At 37.1% G+C, this 23,370-nt stretch carries 21 protein-coding genes, 1 pseudogene and 3 other annotated features; of the genes and pseudogenes, 19 read left to right on the forward strand and 3 right to left on the reverse strand.

The features are described from left to right. Positions 1-22 precede the first annotated feature (22 nt). The 5 genes from H3T47_RS07115 (at position 23) to H3T47_RS07135 (ending at position 3,691) form a co-directional block, all read left to right on the forward strand. Positions 23-556, forward strand: coding sequence for a dihydrofolate reductase (locus tag H3T47_RS07115; protein ID WP_199283005.1), 534 nt, complete (start codon positions 23-25; stop codon positions 554-556). Further along, positions 534-722, forward strand: a complete 189-nt coding sequence (locus tag H3T47_RS07120) for a hypothetical protein (protein WP_109918447.1) — start codon at positions 534-536, stop codon at positions 720-722. The genes H3T47_RS07115 and H3T47_RS07120 overlap by 23 nt, the downstream gene beginning before the upstream one ends. Before the next feature lie 61 nt (positions 723-783). After that, positions 784-1,023 (forward strand) — a binding site (T-box leader). A gap of 45 nt (positions 1,024-1,068) precedes the next feature. Further along, positions 1,069-1,917 (forward strand): MetQ/NlpA family ABC transporter substrate-binding protein, encoded by an 849-nt coding sequence (locus H3T47_RS07125; RefSeq protein ID WP_038522860.1) that lies wholly within the window; start codon positions 1,069-1,071, stop codon positions 1,915-1,917. Positions 1,918-1,935: 18 nt separating this feature from the next. Then, a complete protein-coding gene (locus H3T47_RS07130; protein ID WP_199283006.1) occupies positions 1,936-2,997 on the forward strand; it encodes a methionine ABC transporter ATP-binding protein in 1,062 nt (353 codons plus the stop codon). Further along, a complete protein-coding gene (locus H3T47_RS07135; protein WP_038522854.1) occupies positions 2,990-3,691 on the forward strand; it encodes a methionine ABC transporter permease in 702 nt (233 codons plus the stop codon). Before H3T47_RS07130 ends, H3T47_RS07135 begins: the two co-directional genes overlap by 8 nt. 55 nt (positions 3,692-3,746) lie before the next feature. Here the strand turns inward: H3T47_RS07135 and H3T47_RS07140 are convergent, their stop codons facing one another. Together H3T47_RS07140 and H3T47_RS07145 are read right to left on the reverse strand one after the other, a co-directional pair. Then, a complete protein-coding gene (locus tag H3T47_RS07140; RefSeq protein ID WP_038522851.1) occupies positions 3,747-4,028 on the reverse strand; it encodes an HU family DNA-binding protein in 282 nt (93 codons plus the stop codon). A 166-nt stretch (positions 4,029-4,194) separates the two neighbouring features. Beyond that, complete coding sequence (locus tag H3T47_RS07145; protein WP_109918445.1) at positions 4,195-5,049, reverse strand: glycosyltransferase family 8 protein; 855 nt, start codon at positions 5,047-5,049, stop codon at positions 4,195-4,197. A 210-nt stretch (positions 5,050-5,259) separates the two neighbouring features. Between H3T47_RS07145 and H3T47_RS07150 the strand changes: the two genes are divergently transcribed. From H3T47_RS07150 to H3T47_RS07175, 6 genes are all read left to right on the forward strand, one after another. Next, positions 5,260-5,973, forward strand: a complete 714-nt coding sequence (locus H3T47_RS07150) for an SLAP domain-containing protein (protein ID WP_199283007.1) — start codon at positions 5,260-5,262, stop codon at positions 5,971-5,973. A 31-nt stretch (positions 5,974-6,004) separates the two neighbouring features. Next, the gene (locus H3T47_RS07155; protein ID WP_199283008.1) at positions 6,005-6,487 is read left to right on the forward strand and encodes a nitroreductase family protein; all 483 of its coding nucleotides are present in this window, start codon (positions 6,005-6,007) and stop codon (positions 6,485-6,487) included. Positions 6,488-6,677: 190 nt separating this feature from the next. After that, a complete protein-coding gene (gene dhaK / locus H3T47_RS07160) occupies positions 6,678-7,673 on the forward strand; it encodes a dihydroxyacetone kinase subunit DhaK (RefSeq protein ID WP_109918442.1) in 996 nt (331 codons plus the stop codon). 19 nt (positions 7,674-7,692) lie between these two features. Then, a complete protein-coding gene (gene dhaL, locus H3T47_RS07165) occupies positions 7,693-8,277 on the forward strand; it encodes a dihydroxyacetone kinase subunit DhaL (protein ID WP_187158936.1) in 585 nt (194 codons plus the stop codon). After that, complete coding sequence (dhaM, locus tag H3T47_RS07170; RefSeq protein ID WP_199283009.1) at positions 8,274-8,645, forward strand: dihydroxyacetone kinase phosphoryl donor subunit DhaM; 372 nt, start codon at positions 8,274-8,276, stop codon at positions 8,643-8,645. The genes dhaL and dhaM overlap by 4 nt, the downstream gene beginning before the upstream one ends. Positions 8,646-8,778: 133 nt before the next feature. Continuing rightward, entirely contained in the window at positions 8,779-9,498 is a 720-nt protein-coding gene (locus tag H3T47_RS07175) for an MIP/aquaporin family protein (protein ID WP_109918439.1), read from the forward strand. A 60-nt stretch (positions 9,499-9,558) separates the two neighbouring features. Here the strand turns inward: H3T47_RS07175 and H3T47_RS07180 are convergent, their stop codons facing one another. Beyond that, the gene (locus tag H3T47_RS07180) at positions 9,559-10,452 is read right to left on the reverse strand and encodes a LysR family transcriptional regulator (RefSeq protein ID WP_199283010.1); all 894 of its coding nucleotides are present in this window, start codon (positions 10,450-10,452) and stop codon (positions 9,559-9,561) included. 205 nt (positions 10,453-10,657) lie between these two features. Here H3T47_RS07180 and H3T47_RS07185 point away from each other — a divergent pair, with 205 nt between their 5' ends. The 8 genes and pseudogenes from H3T47_RS07185 (at position 10,658) to H3T47_RS07220 (ending at position 23,202) form a co-directional block, all read left to right on the forward strand. Continuing rightward, entirely contained in the window at positions 10,658-12,442 is a 1,785-nt protein-coding gene (locus H3T47_RS07185) for an FAD-binding protein (protein ID WP_199283011.1), read from the forward strand. A gap of 12 nt (positions 12,443-12,454) precedes the next feature. Then, the gene (locus H3T47_RS07190; protein WP_199283012.1) at positions 12,455-14,290 is read left to right on the forward strand and encodes an FAD-binding protein; all 1,836 of its coding nucleotides are present in this window, start codon (positions 12,455-12,457) and stop codon (positions 14,288-14,290) included. 4 nt (positions 14,291-14,294) lie between these two features. Beyond that, positions 14,295-15,710 (forward strand): DASS family sodium-coupled anion symporter, encoded by a 1,416-nt coding sequence (locus H3T47_RS07195; RefSeq protein ID WP_199283013.1) that lies wholly within the window; start codon positions 14,295-14,297, stop codon positions 15,708-15,710. 132 nt (positions 15,711-15,842) lie between these two features. Continuing rightward, positions 15,843-16,750: pseudogene (locus tag H3T47_RS07200) on the forward strand (N(4)-(beta-N-acetylglucosaminyl)-L-asparaginase). A 58-nt stretch (positions 16,751-16,808) separates the two neighbouring features. Next, on the forward strand, positions 16,809-17,447 hold the full coding sequence (locus H3T47_RS07205) for a copper homeostasis protein CutC (protein ID WP_199283014.1): 639 nt from the start codon (positions 16,809-16,811) through the stop codon (positions 17,445-17,447). Positions 17,448-17,502: 55 nt separating this feature from the next. Beyond that, positions 17,503-17,751, forward strand: a binding site (T-box leader). A 99-nt stretch (positions 17,752-17,850) separates the two neighbouring features. Further along, entirely contained in the window at positions 17,851-19,236 is a 1,386-nt protein-coding gene (gene brnQ, locus H3T47_RS07210) for a branched-chain amino acid transport system II carrier protein (protein ID WP_199283015.1), read from the forward strand. 93 nt (positions 19,237-19,329) lie between these two features. Further along, positions 19,330-19,581, forward strand: a binding site (T-box leader). 92 nt (positions 19,582-19,673) lie between these two features. Beyond that, positions 19,674-21,047: a branched-chain amino acid transport system II carrier protein gene (gene brnQ / locus H3T47_RS07215; protein ID WP_199283054.1), complete on the forward strand. Its 1,374-nt coding sequence runs from the start codon at positions 19,674-19,676 to the stop codon at positions 21,045-21,047. Between the two features lie 94 nt (positions 21,048-21,141). Continuing rightward, entirely contained in the window at positions 21,142-23,202 is a 2,061-nt protein-coding gene (locus H3T47_RS07220) for a copper-translocating P-type ATPase (protein ID WP_233335881.1), read from the forward strand. Positions 23,203-23,370 lie beyond the last annotated feature (168 nt).

Below are 23,370 nucleotides of genomic sequence, written 5' to 3' on the forward strand. Positions count from 1 at the left end.
TAATTAAGTTAAAGGAGAACAAATGATTACTTTTGTATGGGCTGAAGATCAACAACATCAAATTGGTATAGAAGGGCATTTGCCGTGGAATTTGCCCTTGGATTTACACCACTTTAAAGAAATAACTTATGGTCACCAAATAATAATGGGGCGTAAAACTTTCATGAGTCTGCCTAAAATCTTGCCGGGCAGAAAACATATAGTTCTAACAACTAGTAAAGAATTAAAAAGAAAATATCAAAATAACGAAAATGTCGTAATTGTGCAGTCAGAGGCTGAATTACAAGAATGGGTTGAAAAACATAAAAACCAAAATTTATGTGTGATAGGGGGCAATTCGGTTTTTAAAGCTTTAATCAAGCAAGCAGACTACTTGGAAAAAACAGCAATAAAAGCAACTTTCACTGCTGACACTACAATGATTCCAATCAAATATGATGAATTTAATTTGGTTAAAAAAGAAACTCATTACCCTGATGAGCAAAACAAATATTCATTTGACTTTTTAACATATAAGAGAAAGGAGCAATCTAATGAGACGAATATTAACATCTAGTCTAATTTTAATCATCTGTATCCTAACCTTGATAAGCAGTTTTATTTTAGCAGAAAACCTGAATCATAATTATTGGTGGCAAGTAATCGGTATGGGAATAGTTACTTTTGCAGTTGGACGTTTTTATTTTGACCAAGTAAAGTCATACCATGAAAAAGGCAAATAATTTTAATTTTATGGTTGACAGAATAATTTTTAAATGCTAAATTAATAAACAATTAAATAATTAATACATCTTGAAAAGCAGAGTAACTATTACTCAAGTTAATAAAGAGAGCTAACGTTTGGTGAGAGTTAGTTAACGAAGTGTAGTGAACATGGGCTCGAAATGATGACTGCTGGTGATATTTAGCTAGTGGCGGAGTTGCATCCGTTAGAATTGCAAGCTATTGGTAGATAGCTAGTGAGATTTATTACGTGAGTAATAAATAAAATAAAGGTGGTAACACGAAGCACTCGTCCTTATGTTAGGATGAGTGCTTTTTTTATTGAAAAATTGGGAGGTTTTTCAAATGACAAAGAAAAGTCGCAATATAATTATTGGAGTTGTGGTAGCTATAGTTGTAGTAGCTATTGCTTGGTTTAGTTTTGGTAAAAAAGGTGATAATCAAAAGAGCAATCACGTTGTCACTGTGGGTATTGTTAGTGAAACCAAGCCCAAGCAAATTATTTGGCAACATGCTGCTGCTTTGGCAAAGAAAAAGTACGGGGTAACAATTAAAATTAAAAACTTTACTGATTATAACCAACCTAATAAGGCTGTTAAAAGTGGTGATATTGACCTCAACGCTTTTCAACACTATGCCTTTCTTAAAGCCTGGAACAAAGCCAATAAAGGCGGTGTAGTTGCAATTGGTCGGACTGAAATTAACCCAATTAGGTTATACTCCAAGAAGTACCATAAATTAAGTGAGATACCGAAGGGCGCTACGATTGCTGTTCCAAATGACGCAAGTAATGAATCACGTGCATTATTTGTTCTTAAAAATGCCGGTTTAATTAAGTTACGCAAAGGTAAAATTTTAGTTTCTGCTGCAGACGTAATTAAAACCTCTAAGAACATCAAAGTTAAAGAAGTTAGTGCTGATCAATGTGGTCGGGTAATTAATTCTGTTGATGCCGCTGTAGTTAACAATGACTTTGCAGGTCCTGCAGGCTTAGGTAAAAAGCAAACTATCTTCATTGAACCAGTTAATAAAGATTCTTTACAATGGGTAAATATCATTTGTGCAAAGAAAGGTCAGGAAAAGAATAAAGACTATTTAGCTGTAGTAAAGTCATATCAAACAGCTGAAACTAAGCGCTTAGACAAGAAGTTTTATGGTGATATGAGTAAACCAGCTTGGGACGTTAAGTTTTAATGATCGGAGAAGAATGTAATGGGGATTGTTGATTTAGAACATGTTAATGTTGATTTCGCTGACAAAAAAGGAAAAGTTGTACATGCTGTTCACGACGTTAATTTAACGGTAGAAAAGGGTGATATCTATGGCATCGTAGGTTTTTCTGGAGCAGGCAAGTCTACTTTAGTAAGAACTGTTAACTTGTTGCAGAAACCAACTGCCGGAAACATTAGAGTCAATGATACTGATTTTGTCAAAGACGGCAAGCAAGTGATAGCTAATAAAAATTTACAATTAGCGCGTAGAAAGATCGGCATGATTTTTCAAAACTTTAACTTGCTAAATGAAATTAGTGTAGTTGACAACGTGTCCTTTGCCCTAAAGCATTCTGGTCTGAAAGAAAAGGAAATAAAGGAAAAATCACTAAATTTATTGGACCTGGTCGATTTAAAAGAGAAGGCCAACTTTTATCCCGTTCAGCTTTCAGGTGGGCAGCAGCAAAGGGTTGCGATTGCCCGCGCACTTGCAAATGAACCAGATATTCTAATCTCTGATGAGGCTACCAGTGCTCTTGACCCTCAAAATACTGCACAAATTTTATCTTTACTAAAGAAATTACAAAAAGACCTTAATCTGACAATCATTTTAATCACACACGAAATGGGTGCTGTTAAGAAAATTTGCAATAAAGTTGCTTTGATGCAATCTGGTCAAATAATTGAAAAAGGTAACTTGCGTGATGTGGTGCTTCATCCACAAAATGATCTCACTAAAAGTTTTGTTGGTGGCTCTCTTGAGGTCATTAATACGCTTAAGTCACTTAATTTGGACGAACTTAATGATAACGAAGCAATTTACCAATTAGTCTATAGTATGGCAAATGTGACCAAAACCATCATCATTGATTTGTACCGTCAAATTGGCGTTGAAGCAAGTATGTTATATGGTAACGTGGAATTATTAGATGACGAACCAATTGGTACATTGCTAGTTCAAGTTAAAGGCGGCAAAGATAAACAACAAGCAACAGTAGACTTTTTAAGAAAAGAAAAAGTGGCAGTTACTCGACTAAACGAAAAGGGGGACCTATATGAGTAGTTGGTTTAACAGTGTTTTTCCTAATGTGGTGCAATTAGGCTGGTTAGGTGATACCGGCTGGGGTACCAGCATTATTCAAACATTATTTATGACATTTTGGTCTGGTATTTTTGGTGGCATATTAGGATTAATCTTTGGAGTCATTCTAGTTTTAACTAAAAGTGATGGTATTAGACCAAACAAATTCTGGTTTAATATTTGTGACAAAATAGTTTCGATTTTCAGGGCAATCCCATTTATTATCTTGCTGGCATTTATCGCACCAGTCACTCAAAAAATAGTGGGCACTCAGATTGGTGTCAAGGCTGCACTTGTTCCTCTAACTTTGGGAGTTTTCCCTTTTTACGCCCGTCAAGTACAAGTCGCACTTGAAAGTGTTGATCACGGTAAAATTGAAGCTGCTCAAAGTTTAGGAGCTACAATTTGGGACATTATTTTTAATGTCTATATTAATGAAGCAAGATCAGAGCTTGCACGTGTTTCTACAGTTACAATTATCAGTTTAATCGGACTGACAGCAATGGCTGGTGCTATTGGAGCAGGAGGATTAGGTAATACAGCTATTTCATACGGTTACAATAGGTTTAATAATGACGTGACGTTTGTTGCGACAGCTTTAGTCATTATTCTGATATTTATTATTCAGGTGATTGGTGACTTCTTCGCTACCAAATTAAATCATCAAAATCATTAAATATAAAAAACAACGAGCTAAAAACTCGTTGTTTTTTCGTATTTATTAATAGAAATTATTTAACTGCATCCTTTAATGCTTTACCAGGCTTGAATGCTGGTACTTTGGTTGCAGGAATGGTCAAAGTCTTACCAGTTTGTGGGTTTCTACCTTTTCTAGCAGCACGATCACGTACTTCAAAAGAACCAAAACCAATAATTTGTACCTTTTCGCCTTTTGCCAAGTTATCTTTAATTGATTCAATCAAAGCGTCGATAACTTTTTCAGCATCCTTTTGCTTAAGGTCAGTTTTTGCTGCAACTTCTTTAGTAAGTTCAGATTTGTTAATTGAAGCCATAATTCTTCTCTTTTCTATAAAAAATATTACACATTCAATGCTAAAAATAGCCGAGTATTTTCTATACCTAGACCACGTCAAGCATTGTGTCGCTTGATATTCGGCAACTTTTATTATTTTAGCACAGATATAGCTTCCTTCAACAGTAAAACGCTAAATGTTATATTTATTTTTCTTGTTTTAACAGGCGATTGACCATTTGTTGGTAATTCAAATACAAGGGTTTGAAACGAGAATGTTTTTCTTTTTGCCAGGGTTTTGGCTTACCACAAAAATGCAAAATCGAAGTGTTTTTCATAACCCATTCAGTATTAATTTCACCCGTACTTCTTGTCAAGTAAACTGAAAATGCCCTCGCATCATAGTTCCATCTTGTTTCGGGTATTTTTAAAATGTCCTCACCGTACAAGTAATTTAATATATCTTGGTCTGGTAAAATTAAAGTGTCGTGGTGTTCTTCAATTGCCTGTGTAATATCCTCAATATTTATTTTTACACGCATCTGGTCTAAATCCATTAGCATTATTCCTGAATTAAAATACCCAGTTGACGTGCCAAGCCTAATGTTATTAATTGAACTCATAATGTCGGTTAAACCTTCATGTACCGAGGCCGCAAACATTTTACCTTTTAAGTCCAATTGCCATAAAGGGACGATGGAATTAATTACTAATATATCGGGATCTAGATAAATAATGCGGTGCAAATCAGCTGGCAAAATCTTGCTTGATAGTAATCTGAAATACATTTCTTTAGGATAGTCATGCAAGTTGAGCAGGGAATCGGGGAAGCTAATATTTTTATTCATTGTTAGCGTCATTACGTCAATGCCTATCTTTGCCCCAAATTTTTTTAATTTAGTCAAAGAGTGCCGATTGATATTGTCGTAAATCAGCCATACCCGAAAATTTTCATTCAAGTTGTTGAGTTTAAGTGAGTACATCATTACTTCAAGTGGTTTGATATAATTCTGGTCAATAGTGACCAAAATTTCGATTGGTTCTTTTTGCTGCTTTTCCATGGAGTCCTTCCTTTGAAGCGTAAGTTTCAATTTCATTCTTTACTAGTATAAAGCAAAAAAGAAATTATTACCTTATAATATAAGTGGTAAAAGTGTTAATCATTGGTTAAATTAGTTTATGTACAGCCTGTTTTCACTGGCAGACAAGAAATTATTTATTCAAAGTAGTAGAATGTATATAAATAAGTTTTTTTATAATGAGGTGTCAATATGAAGAAAAGACTATTGTTAAGTATAGTTGGAGTTGCTTCTCTGACTATTGGTTTGAGTACGAGCAGACCGGTTTTGGCCGCAGATACAGCTGCAGCTTCTTCAAGTCAAAATCAGACTACTGCTTCAAGCACCAATACAGCTGAAGGAAATACCAATACCAGCACTAATACTGATCAAAATCAGACGAATACAACAGGAGATAAGAATAATACTTCGTCCCCGTCAGATACTAGTAAGGAACCTAACAAGAATACTGCTAATACCAGTAACGCGTTTAAGTATGTTGGTAAAACTGTTAAGTTAAAGAAAAATGCCTATGTTTATAATAATAAAGGTAAAAGAATTAAAAACAAAAAACTAAAAAAGGGAACTATTCTTTCAGTTATTGGTTTTACTACTGTTAAGAATAAGAGTTACTTGCAAATATCAGTCAATGGTAAGAAAAGTAAGAAACAAGAATACATTAAGCCCGGTAATGTGAAACTTTTTAAAGTTGCCAGCTATAAAGTCAAACGGAACGCAAAAGTTTATAATAGCAAAGGCAAGCTTCTGGTAAAAGGCAATAAATATTCTTACGTTAAAAAAGGTAAAACAGTTTATGTATTTAGCGTCAAGAAGGTCAAAGGTAAAAAGTTTGTAGGAATTTCTGATACAGAATTCTTAAAATGGTCTGATTTAGTTCACAAGACCGGTAAAGCGGTTATTAAATAATTTAGTTTTTGTTTTTCTAGGAGGCATACAAATGACTGATCCAGTTTTAAAAAGAGTAGCTGTTAGAAAATATACCAGTGAAAAGGTTGCTCCAGAAGACATCAATAAATTGATTGCTGCTTTTCAGGCTGCTCCATGCGGCATGCATGAGGCAGATGTGATGCAAATGACGGTTGTCGAAGATGAAACCATCTTGTCTAAGATAGAGCAGGTAACAAATAATGCTTGCTATAATGCTCCATTGTTGTTTGTCATTAACGTCAAAAAAGATAGTAGTTTTGGCGAGAGGGATGCCTCAGTAGCGGCAGAGAATTTAATGATTGAAGCTGCAGAGCTAAACTTAGGTTCAGTTTATTTGATGAATGCGGCTTTAGTTCTTAATTCTGCGAGTGATTTGCAAAAAGAATTGCGTATTCCTGCTGGTTTTCAGACATGTGTGATAGTAGCTTGCGGACATGCTGCTGAACAGCCAGATAATAATCGTGCCAATCGGTATCAGGTTATCAGAAAATAACAGGTCTTTTAAAAACAAAATTTTTAAAAAGCTTTAGTTAATCTTTTTTACAAGAAAACTAAAGCTTTTTTGCTATCAAAATATATAATTTTTGCAGACTCAATGGTTTATGCAATCTGTACTTGGTATAATAAATAATGTAAGCGTTACAATTAAATTGTTTTTTCAGTTTGTTTAAGGAGTATAAGTCATGAAGAAAATTATTAATGATCCTGCTAATGTTGTACCAGAAATGGTTGAAGGTATGGTGAGATCCTACCCGCAATATCTTGAAAAAATAAAAGATACTGCAGCGGTTGTAAGAGCAGATAAAGATTCAATGAGCGGCAAAGTCGGCATTGTCAGCGGAGGAGGTTCAGGTCATGAGCCTACTCACGCTGGTTTTGTTGGTAAAGGCATGCTAAGTGCAGCAGTTTGCGGACAAGTCTTTACATCGCCAACCCCAGATCAAATTTATGAAGCAATTAAAGCTGTTGATCAAGGTAAAGGAGTTTTCTTAGTTATTAAGAACTATTCCGGAGATGTCATGAACTTTGATATGGCAAAAGATATGGCTGATATGGATAATATCAAAGTTAAATCAATTGTCGTTGATGATGATATTGCTGTTGAAAATAGTACTTTTACTCAAGGAAGACGCGGTGTTGCAGGCACAATTTTCATGCATAAAATTGTTGGAGCATTAGCTCAAGAAGGTGCTAGCTTAGACGAAATTGATGCCACTGCTAAAAAGGTCTTGCCGAATATTAAGACTATTGCTGTTGCTCTTTCAGCAGCAACCAATCCGGAAACTGGCAAACCAGGTTTTGTTTTAAAAGATGATGAAATTGAATATGGCGTCGGTATTCACTCTGAACCGGGTTATCGTCGTGAAAAAATTAGACCGGCAAAAGATTTAGTCACAGAATTAGTTGGAAAATTGAACGATGAAATGCACTTAGATGGGCACAAAAAATATGCGGTTTTAGTTAATGGCATGGGTGCGACTCCTTTAATGGAACAGTACATCTTTAGTAATGATTTACTTGATAAACTAAATGAGTTTAACGTCAAGCCGGCATTTATGAAAGTCGGTAATTATATGACTTCTTTAGATATGGCTGGTATTTCTCTTACTATTTTTGAATTAGCAGATGAGAAATGGCTGGAATATTTGAATAAGCCGGTTGAAACAATAGCTTGGTAATCACAAAGGAGTTTGTAATATGGGGTTAACTGTTAATAACTTAGTTGAATGGATGAATAATTTTGCCACTAAAATTGAGCAAAATAAACAATATTTAAGTGATCTTGACACTGCAATTGGTGACGGTGATCACGGCTTTAATATGAGCCGCGGTATGAGCGCTGTTAGTCAAAAATTAAGTACGATGCCAGATTCCATTACAGATGCTTTTAAGCAAATTGCTATGACTTTAATTTCTACTGTTGGTGGTGCTTCAGGACCACTTTACGGTACTGCTTTTTTAGAGATGGCTAAAAAAAGCAGCTCCACCAGTGATATCGGTGAATTATTAGAAGCAGCGTTAACTGGAATAAAAAAGCGTGGTGGAGCTGTTCCTGGTGATAAAACTATGGTTGATGTTTGGACAGAATTAGTTCCTGAAGTAAAAGACCATTCTTTAACAGCCGCTAAAATCGATGAAGCAGTAGCTCATACTAAAGAAATGGTGGCTAAAAAAGGGCGGGCATCATATTTAGGAGAAAGATCGAAGGGTCATATTGACCCCGGTTCTCAATCAAGCGGCTATCTTTTTGAGGCATTATTAGAAACTGAGGGCATTTTATGAATTTAGGAATTACACTAGTTTCACACGTCCCAGAAATTACAAAAGGTTTGAACCAGCTCTTAAAGCAAGTAGCTAAAGATGTTCCTATTACGATTGCTGGTGGTACAAATGATCAAGACATCGGTACCAGTATGGATAAAATTTTGCAAGCATTTAGTGATAATCAAGCAAGCGAAATTCTGGCCTTTTATGATTTAGGTAGTGCCAAAATGAATTTGGAACTGGCGCAAGAAATGACTTCTAAGAAAATACATGTGTATGATGTCTCTTTTATTGAAGGAGCATATACGGCAGCAGCTTTAGTAGAAGCTGGAGTTAATCTGTCTGAGATTGAACAGCAACTAGAACCATTAAAAATTAAAAAGTGAGCTCACAATATTTTTTATTGCAGAAAGGGTTTACATTAAACTAATAAAGTAATATATTCTAAATGGGGACAGTTTACTACTAATAATTATTTTGAGACTTTAAAGGGCTCAATAATCATAGTAGGAGATAAAAATGAATAGTAACTTAACAATGCAATTAATGGGTGAGTTTTTCGGAACTATCATCTTAGTATTGCTAGGAGATGGCGTTTGCGCCGGTGTCAATCTAAAAAAGTCAAAAGCTGAAGGCAGCGGCTGGGTCGCAATTTCTTTTGGCTGGGGCTTCGCTGTAACATTTGGCGTGTTCTGTGTCAGTTGGCTTTGTCCAGGGCATTTTAACCCAGCAGTGTCATTAGGTATGGCAATTGCAAATAAATTACCTTGGTCTTCAGTTTTGCCATATATTGTGGCACAAATAGCCGGCGGCTTTATTGGTGGTATCCTAGTTTGGTTGACATACTACCCACATTGGGCAGAAACAACTGACAAAGGTGGAATTTTAGGTTCTTTCGCTACGGAACCGGCAATTAGAAGCTATGGTTGGAATTTCTTTACAGAAATGATTGCAACCTTTGTCTTAGTTTACGGTTTACTCGGATTGACCAATATTAAGTTGGCTCCTGGATTGAATCCACTATTAGCCGGATTTTTGATTACAGCAATCTGTCTTTCCTTGGGAGGACCTACTGGAATCGCTATTAACCCGGCTCGTGACCTTGGTCCAAGACTAGCACATCAATTTATGCCAATAGCTAACAAAGGAGACTCAGATTGGGCTTATAGTTGGGTTCCAGTCTTTGGTCCGTTTCTTGGTGGTACATTAGCTGCATTATTGTTTAATCTTTTATCATAAAGTTCAACTGTAATATCAAAAACTCATGACTGAAAAGTCATGAGTTTTTTTATGCCCAAATTATTGATATTCATCTGGTTTAAAATGTCGCAGAATTTCAATCCCTTTGCGCTGATACTTGTTTGGTATAAAACTCTTTCTCATTGCTATCTGCATGTATGCCCACAATTTTTGACCTGGTTTTAACCGAATGACGTGAATATCAGAAACCTCTTTTAGACTGCTTTCCATGGCAAGAGCAATGCCTACATTGCGTTTAACTAATTCTATCATCATTCTCATTGTAGTAGCAGTGTATGAAATCTGTGGCGTAAAATCGCCCAATTTCCCTTCCTGTTCCAGGCATTCTCTAGTTAAATAGCCTCTTTCGCGAGCCACAAACTTGCGGTTGCGTAAGTCGGATGCATTAATTTGGTGGACATCCCGCCACTTGTCGCTTGTACTGGTAATAATGACTAGTTCAGTTCTTTGCAGGTTATGAATAAAATATTCGGGATCATTAATAGGAACCATCCACGAATATATTGCCACATCTACAGTGCCGTCGGTCAAGTCAGAAAATGCGTTAGCCGATCTTTCGATTCTAGATTCAATTAAATTAGCAATATTTGCTTGATAAAATTTTTGTATAATATCGGCAATGTAAAGGCTACCGGCCTCTCCAGAAAAGGCAAGCCGAATTTTTTTGTCACTGGCATGCATCACATCATAATTGATACTGGCGATATCTTGCAATAGAATTTTTGCTCTTTTATAAAGTAAGTCGCCGGCATCGGTCAAAGTTATTTTACTTTTGCGATTTTTTTGCAATATTAGTGGATCATCGAACTTATCTGCCAACCGCTTCACTGCCATGGAAATTGTGGGCTGGGTAACGTCAAAGAATGCGGCTGTAGTGGTATAGTTACCAGTTTCGACTAATTTACAAAAATATAATAAGTCTTTTTCATTCATGAGTACTTCCTAAATAAATAAAATTTATAAATATATCTGATTAAATTATATTAAATTTAGCTTTAATGTACAATAACAAGTTGCTATAATAACTTTTTGTATTATGAAACCAAAATATTTTTTCAAAAAATTTAATTAGACTTAAAAAGTTGGTCAAGATATATTTACGTTAAGAATAGTTTATAAGAAAGTGATGGTGAAAAATTTGATCTACGATTCAACACTCAAATGGGACGCCGTTTACGACGTAATTGTAGTCGGATTCGGCGGAGCTGGTGCCGGAGCGGCAAGATTTGCGGCAGATAACAATGCGCACGTTCTGCTCATTGACTCAGCTCCCGAAGGTCATGAAGGTGGCAATACCAGGTATGCTGGTGGTGCTTTTGCTTGGAGCGATAATTTTGCTGATCTCCGTGAATATTATAAGCAAACTTATTATCCCTTTAAGTATGATCCAAAAGATTTAGACGCTTTTGTCAATAATGTTTTGAAGATGAAGGAGTACTCTCAAAAATATTTTGGCATTGAAGCACAATATACCGGGAGAAGACCTCAAGGAGAATATCCAGAATACAAGCATGCAGAAACAATGCGCTCACAAAGCATGACTGCTGGTATGTATAATGGCGGATTCTGGAAATTATTACGTAAAAAAGTTTACGAGCGTTTAGACAAAATTGATGTTTGGTTTGAAAGTCCTGCACAACATTTAATTCAGGATCCCAACACTAAAACCATTTTGGGTGTGCAAATTAAACATCAAGGTATAAATAGAAATGTAGCTGCCAGAAATGGTGTAGTTCTATCATGTGGTGGCTTTGAAAATAACCAAGATATGGTTCAAACATTTTTAGGTCAAGGTTCTTTAGCTCCAATTGGTACTTTATATAATCAAGGTAAAGGAATTGATTTGGCTGTTGAAGCTGGCGCTAGACTGTGGCATATGTCCAACTATGATTCACATGGCTTTTCTTTAAGAGAAAGCGCGCCAAGAGAAAAATTTGCCTATATGATCAACTGGAAGAGCTTGTTTAATGGCAGTATTTTCGTTGCTGGCGATGATGGCACCCGGTATTACCGTGAAGACGAAGAAGACCGTCATGGTTACAAATATAACCACGGCAACTGGATTATGCAGCCTAATCAAAATCATCCACATATCATTATGGATCAAAGGCAATTTGAGCAACTAGCCAATGACGATTCAGATAAGGCTGAACAAATTAAAAGCCTGATTACCTATGCCATAAAAGCTGAAACTATTGCCGAATTAGCTGACAAGATTGCCGCACCAAAATTGGCTGAAGCTGTCAGTGATTTTAACTTTTTAGTCAATGAAAAAAAGCGCGATATGTTTTTAAATCGCAAAATTGAAACAATGCGTGCTTTTGGCGCAGGTCCATATTATGCTATCCCAATTTGCCACAACATTCTGCATACACATGGTGGCGCTCGTCGTAATGAAAATTGCGAAGTTTTGGACATGGAGAATAATGTTATTCCTCATTTATATGAAGCCGGTGAATTAGGAGACATTTTTGCTACCAAATATATTGGTGCAAACAGTATTGCTGATTTGTTAATTTCTGGCAAAATTGCAGGAGAAAATGCTGCGTGGCCAAAAAGAAAAATGGCTGAAGTTGATGTAGTTACAGGTGCTTCAAAAAACCCTGATCTAAAATCTGACGCCCATGCTTCTTCAACTGATTTTGAAGCTGGACCTAATCAGGGAATCGGAATTAGTGAAAATGGCATAAATGATGTCCCAATTGTGGTACGCGTCACGATGTCAGGTGATAAGATTTCTCAAATTGAAACACTGCAAGAAAAAGAAACGCCTTATTTGGGAGGCAAAGCAATTCCCGTTCTAACTAATGAAATGATTGAAAAGCAAACTACAGAGGTTGATGCGGTCAGTGGCGCAAGTACAACTAGTGCTGCTTTTAAAGAAGCGGTCAACCAAGCAATTGAGAACGCTGAAAAGCAGTAAAGAAGTGCAAAAATGAAAATCAACGAAAAAACTAAGTGGAATGGTGTGTATGATGTAGTCGTTTTAGGTTTTGGTGGAGCCGGAGGCACGGCAGCTCGTTTTGCGGCAGAAAATGGTGCTCAAGTCTTATTAGTTGACGCTGCTCCTTATGGTCATGAGGGTGGTAACACCCGTTATTCAGCACAGCATGTTGCTATGGCACATGATAGAAAGAAGATTGCTGAATATTATGAGCAGCTGGCAGCGCCATATAATTTTGATCAGAAAACAATGGCTGCTTATCTTGATGGCTTTGTTAATATGCCGCAATATTTTAAAAAGTATTTTGGTATTGATCCTTTTATCTGGTCACGTGATAATCAACCGGGTGACCATTTAGCAAAGAAAAAGAATTTATGTGAGTATCCTGAATATCGCGGCTCTGAAACCTTTGATTTTGCCTTGGTTCATAATCAAGACTTTGATGCTGAATTATGGAAAGTAATTCGTGCTCAAGTCGTCAAAAATGCTGCCAACATTGATGTCTGGCTTAATTCTAAAGCAGAGCATTTATTGCAGGACGAGACAACTGGTGAAATAGCTGGAGTAATTATTAATCGTAACAAGAAACAATATTATATTCATGCTCGCAAAGGAGTAATCGTTGCTACAGGTGGCTTTGAAAATAATAAGCAGATGCAGCAGGATTACCTGCACGTCACTAAATTAACCCCGCTGGGCACTCTCTATAATAAGGGTGACGGAATTAAAATGACTAGTGAAGTTGGAGCAAAAATGTGGCACATGAGCAATTATGAGTCATTAGGCATCGTCCCCAGCTATGTAATTGCTGAAGGTGAAAATGAGCGTGGTCGGCAAGTTAGCGGCTGGCAAAATGTCAAATCAGGTGCGATTTTTGCGGTGGCAGACGACGGCACTCGCTTTATGCGCGAAGATGCTAAATTCAGACATGGTCATATCGCTGAACACGGGGACTATTTATTGCCTCACGCTTACGACAATGCTTGGTTGGTCTTTGATAATCAGCAATATCAAAAATTCGTCTTAGAACAGAAGCAAGGAAAGCTCAAGTACGGTAAGTTCTTTGACAAGGTTGTTAGTGCCGGTTCACTGACTGAATTAGCCCAAAAGATGAATTTACCAGCCGCAAATCTAGAAAATACTGTTTTGCAATTTAACGAGTTTGCCACTAACGGCAAGGATTTGGAATTTGGTCGTGCACCTGAGTCAATGACTAGTTTCGATTTAAAAGATGACGTCCATGCAGTTAAATTGGCTCCCGCAGTGCTTAATACCCAAGGTGGGCCAGAACATGATGAGTTTGCCCGTGTACTTGATGTCAACGATCAACCAATCAAACGCCTCTACACAGCTGGTGAGCTTGGCGGAATGTGCGTCAATCGTTACCAGGGCGGTGGCAACTTAGCTGAATGCTTGATTTTTGGCAAAATTGCTGGAGAAAATGCTGCCAAGTTAGAGCCAATTGAGGATTCGATTAATTTAACGGAGAAATTACCGCGAATTAATGATCTTTTGGATGGAGAAAAGGACGATCAAATTGAGCTGGGACAAAATCAGTTTCTAGGATCTTCTGAAGCAGGTATTGGCGGTAGGATTTTGGTTCGCGTGACCTATTTTGATAATGAAATCAAAAAAATCGAAGTACTAGAAAATCATGAAACGGAAGGAATTGGAGCTGTAGCCATTGACCGTATACCCCAGGAAATGGTAAGCAATAATTCTACGAATGTTGATGCAGTTTCAGGAGCTTCTACCACAACTAATGCTTTAAAGGAAGCCGTGAATGCGGCGATTAAGAAAGCACAAAATAGCTCTAAAGGAGAATAAAGAAATGTTAGATAAAATACAATGGAAAAAGTGGGTTTTGCCACTAGCTATTGGCATTGGCTTATGGCTGCTAACTCCATTAAAACCAGCGGCAATTAACGTTCAAGCTTGGCATCTTTTTGCCATATTTATTGCAACTATAATTGCCTGTGTAACTAAACCATTACCAATGATGGCAACTACAATAATAGCGGTGGTGATTGCTACATTAACTGGTATTTTTAAGATGGAAGAAGTCACCGCCGGTTTTGGTAATTCCACGGCATGGATGGTCGCTATGTGTATGTTTATGGCGGCCGGCTTTATTAAATCGGGTCTTGGTAAAAGAATTGCCTACTTCTTTGTCAAAACTTTTGGCAAGAGAACTTTAGGTTTGGCTTATGCCTTATCCCTAGTGGAGACTGTTCTGGCAGTTGGTATCCCAAGTAACAATGCTCGTGTTAACGGGATTATGTACCCAATTATTGATAACTTATCAAGAGAAATGGGTTCAGATCCTAAAAAGGGAACTGAGCGTGACATGGGTTCATTCCTGGTCTTTACAGAATACGAAGTTAACATCGTTACTTCCACCATGTTTCTAACTGGTTTAGCCGGTAACATGGTGGCATTAGGAATAGCAAAGACCCAAAACGTTACTATTTCCTGGATGCAATGGTTTGTAGCTGCAATCGTACCAGGCATAATTTCCTTAATATTAGTACCTTTTATTCTATATAAAATTTACCCGCCTAAGATCAAAGAAACACCTAATGCTCATGCTTGGGCAGACAAAAAATTACAAGAATTAGGCAAAATGACAGCTGCAGAAAAAATTATGGGTGTGGTTTTTGTCCTGTCAGTTGTATTATGGTTAGTAGGCTCTAAGTTTGGCATTGACGCTACTTTAGTCAGCTTTATTGCAGTTGCATTACTATTGGTATTTGGCGTTATCAATGTTAAGGATATTTTAGGTCAGAGTTTTGCTTGGAACATCTTAACTTGGCTTTCAATTATCATGTTGATGTCTCAAAAATTAATGACTTTGGGCTTTTTCCCTTGGTTCTCAAAGACTTTAGGTAGTGCACTTAATGGTATGAATTGGGTTTTGGTACTGGTAATCTTGTTCTTGGTTTACTTCTACCTCCACTATTTATTTCCAAGTGTTTCTACACAAATTTCTGCTCTATATGCAGGATTTCTCTCAATTGCGATCGGTGCCGGAGTGCCACCTATGATGGCAGCGTTAATGCTAGCTTTAGACGGTTCTTTATACTTGTCAACTTCAAGCTATTCGGCAGGTCCTGCCGCTTTGCTTTCTTCAACAGGCTACGTTTCTAACAAAGATTGGTGGAAACTAAGCGCCATAATTGGTGTTGTACTTAACATTATATGGTTAGGCGGCGGTCTGGTTTGGACTAAAGTTATCGGCATGTGGTAATCAAAAAAGCTTTGAATAGTAGTATTCAAAGCTTTTTTATTTTGCCCGTCAAAGATTTTTATGATGGAACTTGTTACTTCATCTGCTCTAGTTTAGTATTATTACTATACTAATTTAAAAGGAAGATTAAAAATGAATAATTGGGCGGTAATTTCAACGTGGAATATGTCTTATGAGGGCCTAAAAACCTCAGCAGACTTGTTAAAAAAGGTACAGATGCCAAAGACGCAGTTGAAAAACTAATTAATCAGGTTGAATCTAATACCGAGTATACTTCTGTCGGTTATGGCGGGCTGCCCAACGAAAACGGTATCGTGCAAATGGATGCTGCCTTTATGGATGGTAATACACTCGCACAAGGTTCTGTTGCCGCAATTGAAAATGTCAAGCATGCGGTTTCTGTGGCGCGCAAATTGAGTTCAAACAAAACCAATAGTTTTTTAGTAGGTGAAGGTGCTACCAATTACGCGATGAAAAATGGTTTTGAAATGACTAACATGCTTACTACTAATGCCAAGAAAACATGGCGGCAAAAAGTTAAAGAGACTCATGAGCATGATGTTCACCCCTATGCTGGTCACGACACTGTTGGCGCAATCACTTTAGATCAAAAAGGTGCTATTACGGTAGCAACTTCAACATCTGGTTTATTTATGAAGAAAAATGGTCGGATTGGTGATTCTCCTTTATCAGGTTCAGGTTTTTATGCTGACAGTGATATAGGAGCAGCGGCTGCTACCGGTCTTGGTGAAGATATTATGAAAGGTTGTTTATCTTATGAAATTGTGCGGCAAATGTCTGCAGGTAAAAGCCCGCAAGAAGCATGTGACTCAGCTGTTTATTCTTTTTGTAAAAAACTAAAACAACGCTATGGGCAAGTTGGTGAGATTTCATTAATTGCCCTGAACAATAAGGGGGAATGGGGTGTCGCAACTAATGTTGAATTTACTTTTTGTGTTGCTGATAATAAGCACAAAGCCCGGATATTTACAGCTAACCCTGCACCAAATAATAAAACCCGAATTTCAGCTTTTAACTAAGTAATGATAAAATTGTTTGCTTCTGCTATTTTTACTAACTTTTGAGAAAGGAATTTAAATGCTAAAAGAAGCCTGTGTAGAAAATTTTACCGATATTGCCCGTGTAATAAAAAATGGCGCTCAAAGAATAGAATTAAATAATGACTTGGCGTTAGGGGGGACAACACCCACATACGGTGTAATGAAAAAAGCTCTCGCTTATACTAAAAACTGCAATATTCCAGTAGTGGTAATGATTAGGCCGCGTGGTGGCAATTTTGTTTATAGTGCAAGTGAAATTGAGATTATGGCTAGTGATTTAGAAGTAGCAGCCAAATTAGGAGCACAGGGGGTAGCATTTGGCTGCTTAAATTCCCAAAACCATTTAAATAAGTTACAAATGAGACAGCTGCTTAGTTTAGCTCATTCTTTGAACGTTGAAGTAGTCATGCACATGGCTTTTGACGAAATTCCCCAAATAATTCAAAAGGCAGAGCTAAGTTGGTTGGCTGAACAGGGTGTTAAAAGAATTTTGACACATGGCGGTAAGCTGAGCAAACCTATCTTGGCTAATATTTCCCACCTTAAAGAAATTATTTCCTGGGCAAACGGACAGATAGAGATTTTACCCGGTGGTGGTATTACAAGCACAAATTGTGATTTTATTGCTAAAAAATTAAACGTACAACAAGTTCATGGCACAAAAATAGTGGCTTGATTTTTGAAGAAAACTTGACAATGTTTTAATTAAAAACTAAAATACCTTTAATATCTTAAAAGCGATGAAGAGAAAAGTAAGTTTACTGGTAACGTACAGAGAGCTCTGGAGACTGAAATAGAGCCGCAAAAGCAAACTGAAAATCACTTGGAGCTATATGGTGAATTAAAGTAACCATTATTGGTAACACCCATTATTGTGTTAGCGTATCGCATATTGCCGTACGTGAAGTGATTGGTTAAATTAATTTGAGATAATTTGCCAGTAAAAAAGGTGGTACCGTGCCAATTAAAGCACCCTGAATTCATTAAATTCAGGGTGCTTTTTTTATTTAAAATGGCAAAAAATTCACTGGAAGAAAAAATGAGCAATAACAATTTTTATTATAATTGGAGGTTTATGCATGAACGAACTTGAGCAAGATGTTAACCAGCAACCACTAACTTGGAAACAATATTTAGTTGTAGCATCTTTATTATTTGGATTATTTTTTGGAGCAGGAAACCTCATTTTTCCCATTCACTTGGGACAAATGGCGGGTGCAAACTGGCTAGTTGCTACTTTAGGTTTTTTGGTAACTGCTGTCTTATTGCCTTTATTATCGGTTTTGGCTATCAGTGTGACGCATGCCAAAGGCGTATATGACATTGGACTGCCTCTGGGCTCGACATTTGCTTTAGTTTTTATGATCTTAATTCATCTTACTATCGGACCTCTTTTTGGTACACCCCGTACGGCTAGTATTTCTTTTAAAGTAGGAATTGAACCCATGTTGCCGCAGAGCATGGCTCAAATTGGTCTGCTAATTTTTTCAACTATATTTTTTGTATGTGCGTTTGTGGTTGCTTATGAAGAATCAAACATTTTAACCAGCATTGGCAAAGTGCTAAATCCATTATTCTTGTTACTACTATTTATCGTATTTCTGATGGGTTTCTTTTCGCCAATGGGTAGAGCTTCAGCTCAAAAAGTAACTTTAGCATACCAACAGGCTCCCTTTTTTAACGGCTTTCTGCAAGGCTATAATACGATGGATGCGCTGGCTGGATTAGCATTTGGGGTAACCGTTGTGACTGCTGTCAGACAAATGGGCAAAACCACTGCCAAAAGTAATGCTAAAGTCACTGCCAAAGCAGGTATATTGGCAACTTTAACTATTGGTGTCATCTATGTAGCCTTGATCTGGCTGGGTGCAACTACCTTGCAACATTATCGAATTGCTGCTGATGGCGGTACCACTTTCAACCAAATTGTGACATATTATTTGGGCAATGTGGGGCATGCGCTTTTGGCCAGCCTGATTACAGTGACTTGCTTAACTACTGCGGTCGGTTTAATCGCTGCTTTTGCTCAAGATTTTCACCGGAGCTTCCCTAAAGTTAGTTATCATACCTGGTTATTTTTAATGACATTAGCTTCATTTTTGACTGCTAATTTTGGTCTGGACACTATTATTGCCTGGTCAACACCAATGTTGATGTTTCTCTATCCTTTCGCAATGGTCTTAATCCTGCTTTCAATTACTGCGAATTTATTTAACAAAGATAGAGTGGTATATTTCTGGACTGTACTGTTCACACTTGTTCCTGCATTTTTAGATATGATCGCTGCTTTTCCACCTGTAGTAAGCCAAAGTTCGTGGGCACTAGCTTTAAAAGGTGTGCAAATGAAATACTTGCCGTTTGCAGCAATTGGAATGGATTGGATTATTCCAGCCTTGCTAGGTTTAGTAATTGGTTTAGCATGTCATTATGTGGTAACAAGAAAAGTCAAATCTTTACAAAATTAGTTTAAATTAGTGATGTACCATCTAAATATTAACGATGTTTTCAAAATTATAGTTGACATGAAAAAAGGCATTGATTAAAATATCATTAATATTGATAAAGCGATGAAAAGATAAGTAAGTTTGCATGTAGCGTTTTAGAGAGTCCTGTAGCTGAAAATGGACCGTGATGGCAAACTGAAAGTAACTTTGAGCTATATGGTGAATGATTAGTAGCTTATATTGGTGACACCCATTAACGTGTTAGCGTATCGTAATTTTTACCGTACGTGAAGTGACTGTGAGATTTTTTAGCAGAAAAAATATTTACAGTAATATAGGTGGTACCGTGCTGACAGCACCCTTGATTTAATCAAGGGTGCTTTTTTATTACCCTATTATTTATCAAAGTTTTTTATCATATTAATTTGTGTTTGATTTTTTGTTTAGGAGGAATCATGATGGAAGAAATTGAACAAGATGTAAATACCAAACCATTAACTTGGAAACAATATTTAGTTGTTGCTTCTTTGTTATTCGGATTATTTTTTGGTGCTGGTAACTTGATTTTTCCTATTCATTTGGGGCAAATTGCAGGAGCTAATTGGGGGATGGCTACTTTTGGCTTCTTAGTGACTGCAGTTTTATTACCACTTTTAGCTGTGCTCGCAATCAGTGCCAGTCATGCCAAAGGTGTTTACGACATTGGTAAACCGTTAGGTAAAATTTTTGCCCTTGCTTTTATGGTTTTGATTCATTTAACTTTAGGACCATTATTTGCAACGCCGCGGACTGCAAGTATTTCGTTTTCAGTTGGTTTGCAACCGGTCTTGCCCAAATCTGTGGCGAAACCGGCATTACTGGTGTTTTCTGCAATCTTTTTTATATTGGCGTTTATTATTTCATACCAGCAATCCACCATTTTGGATAGTATAGGTCGTATTCTAAATCCCTTATTTTTGTTGTTGCTGTTTTCCGTCTTTTTGTTAGCAGCTTTTTCACCTATGGGTGCGGCAAAGCAGCAAAACGTAACTGCTGCTTACCAAACTGCTCCATTTTTTAATGGCTTTTTAGAAGGCTATAACACGATGGATGCATTAGCGGGCTTAGCTTTCGGTTATACAATCGTTTCTGCTGTCAGACAACTGGGAAAAACTTCGGCTAAAAGCAACGCTGAAGTTACAGCTAGGGCAGGAGTCATTGCGACCAGTGCTATAGGAGTAATTTATGTGGGCTTAATTTGGCTAGGAGCAACTACTTTAAACCATTTTAAAGTTTCAGCAGAAGGCGGCACTGTTTTTAATCAAATCGTGACTTATTATTTAGGTAACTTTGGTCATGCTTTGCTGGCTACATTGGTTACCTTAACCTGTTTAACTACTGCAGTTGGCTTGATTGCAGCGTTTGCCCAAGATTTTCACCGTAGTTTTAATAAAATCAGCTATCATGGTTGGTTGACAATAATGACGCTCGTTTCCTTTATTACTGCTAATTTTGGTCTAGATACTATTATTTCGTGGTCAACACCAATGCTGATGTTTTTATATCCTATAGCAATGGTCTTGATTATTTTATCTATTTCCGGCTCTCTTTTTGACCGTGATCCAATTGTCTATTTCTGGGGGATCGCTTTAACCTTCATTCCAGCTATTTTGGATATGATCGCTTCTTTTCCCGCTGTTGTTAGCAAGCAGCCCTGGGCACTGCAGTTAAAATCATTTCAAATGCGCTTTTTACCCTTTGCAGATATCGGAATGGACTGGGTATTTCCAGCTATTGTGGGCTTGGCAATAGGTTTTGCATTCCATTTTTATCACGCAGCCAAAAACAAATAGATCAACATATAGTTCATATTATTAAAGCTAATTTTTTGACACCATCTGTTTATAAAAGTAGATTAAACTAAAGAGCAAAATTTGGTTTAAATAGATGGGACTGAGCAATTTGAACAATATGGATATGAACGACAATCATAATATGAATCATTCAATGAATAACAATGATTCATCCATGCAAATGGGTGGCCATGATATGATGATGCATGGCGGGCACATGATGCATATGGGCAATTTGAAGAAAAAGTTCTGGGTTTCTGTGATTTTATCTTTACCGATTATATTTTTATCACCAGCGATGGGAGTCCATTTGCCTTTTCAATTCTCTTTTCCGGGTTCTGAATGGGTAGTGGTGATCTTCGCAACTGTGCTGTATTTCTACGGCGGAGAGCCTTTCTTATCCGGGGCGTACTATGAAATAAAAGATAAAAAGCCCGAAATGATGACCCTTATTTCCTTGGGTATCACTACGGCTTATATTTATAGTCTGTATGCTTTTGTAAAAAATGATTTGCTAAACAGTAAAGTTCATGTGATGGATTTTTTCTGGGAGCTGGCAACATTAATTTTAATTATGCTTTTAGGACATTGGATAGAAATGACATCTGTCATGAATGCCAATAGTTCTGTTCATGATTTAGCAAAACTTTTACCTGATAAAGTTCACGTACAATCGGGTGATCAAGTTAAAGATACGGCAATCAATGATGTACAAAAAGATGCAGTTATATTGGTAAAAGCTGGTGAAAGTATTCCATTAGACGGTGTCATCATCACCGGTTCAAGCCAAGTTAATGAATCATTAGTGACTGGTGAATCACGCGAAATTACTCGTAAAAAAGGTGATAAAGTAATTGGCGGCTCTATTAATGGTTCTGGCACATTAACTATCAAGGTCACCAATTCAGCTAATTCAGGCTTTTTAGCAAACGTCAATAAACTTGTCGAGTCTTCACAAATGAATAAGTCAAAATTACAAAATTTGGCTGATCGAGTTTCAAGCTGGCTGTTTTACGCCGCGTTAATTTTCGGTATTATTGCTCTAATTGTCTGGACTAGTTTGCGGGGAATAGCAGGTGGGCTAGAACGGATGGTTACCGTTTTAGTAATTGCTTGTCCGCATGCTTTAGGGTTGGCAATTCCGCTGGTAAATGCTAAGAGTACCTCAATCGGTGCTAAAAATGGCTTATTGATCAGAAATCGCAACGTGATCAGCGTCAGCTCTAAAATTAATTATTTGCTTTTAGATAAAACTGGCACTCTGACGGAAGGCAAGTTTCAAGTGCGCAAATGTGACAGCTTGAATAAGTCGTACAGTGCAGATGAAGTAATTAAACTGATCGCTTCACTTGAGCAAGATTCTAATCACCCGATTGCGCAAAGCATTTTACAGTTTGCTAAGGAAAAAAATATTGAGCTCTATCCATTGTCAAATAGTAAAACACTTGACGGCAAAGGTGTTGCTGGAACTTTAAACAGTAAAGATTACCAGTTAGTAAATGAAAAAACAGCTAGAAGTATTGTCAATAATTTTCCGCAAGTTGATGCTTTAAACTATACCTCGAGTTACTTGATTGCGGGCAATGAACTTTTAGGTTACGTTGCCGTGGGGGATGAAATTAAGACTAACGCTGCTGAACTAATTAAACAAATTAAAGCTTTGAATATCACGCCCGTGATGCTAACTGGGGATAATGAAAATGTTGCCCAAAACATTGCCCAAAAACTTGGAATTACAGAAGTTCACTCAGGTTTAATGCCGCAAGACAAGCAAAAAATTGTGGCTGAATTACAAGATAAAGGTCAAAAGGTAATGATGGTCGGTGACGGTATCAATGATGCCCCTAGCTTGGCTAAAGCTGATATTGGTGTAGCCATTGGTGCAGGTACTGATGTTGCGGTGGATTCAGCTGACGTGGTCTTAGTTAATAGTGAACCACTGGATATCATTAGTTTTTTGAAACTAGCGCAGCATACCCAAAGAAAAACTGTCCAAAATTTATGGTGGGGTGCTGGCTACAATATTGTGGCACTACCACTTGCTGCTGGTATCCTAGCTCCATGGGGGATTTTACTTTCCCCAGCAGTCGGTGCGATCTTAATGTCACTCTCAACTGTAATAGTAGCTATTAATGCTGAAACACTAAAAATATAAAGATTTAATTAGGGCACTCAATAAGAGTGCTTTTTTGCTAAAATAAAATAAATTTTAAAATTTTAAAATGATAGCCCTTTTATTTTAAAATATTGAAAATAAAACTAAAAATCTGTATTATGAGTGCAAGAGAATATTACTGCTTTTAATAGCTAAAATACTAACATT

Source organism: Lactobacillus sp. W8093, from assembly GCF_016100925.1.
Taxonomy (GTDB): Bacteria; Bacillota; Bacilli; order Lactobacillales; family Lactobacillaceae; genus Lactobacillus; species Lactobacillus helsingborgensis.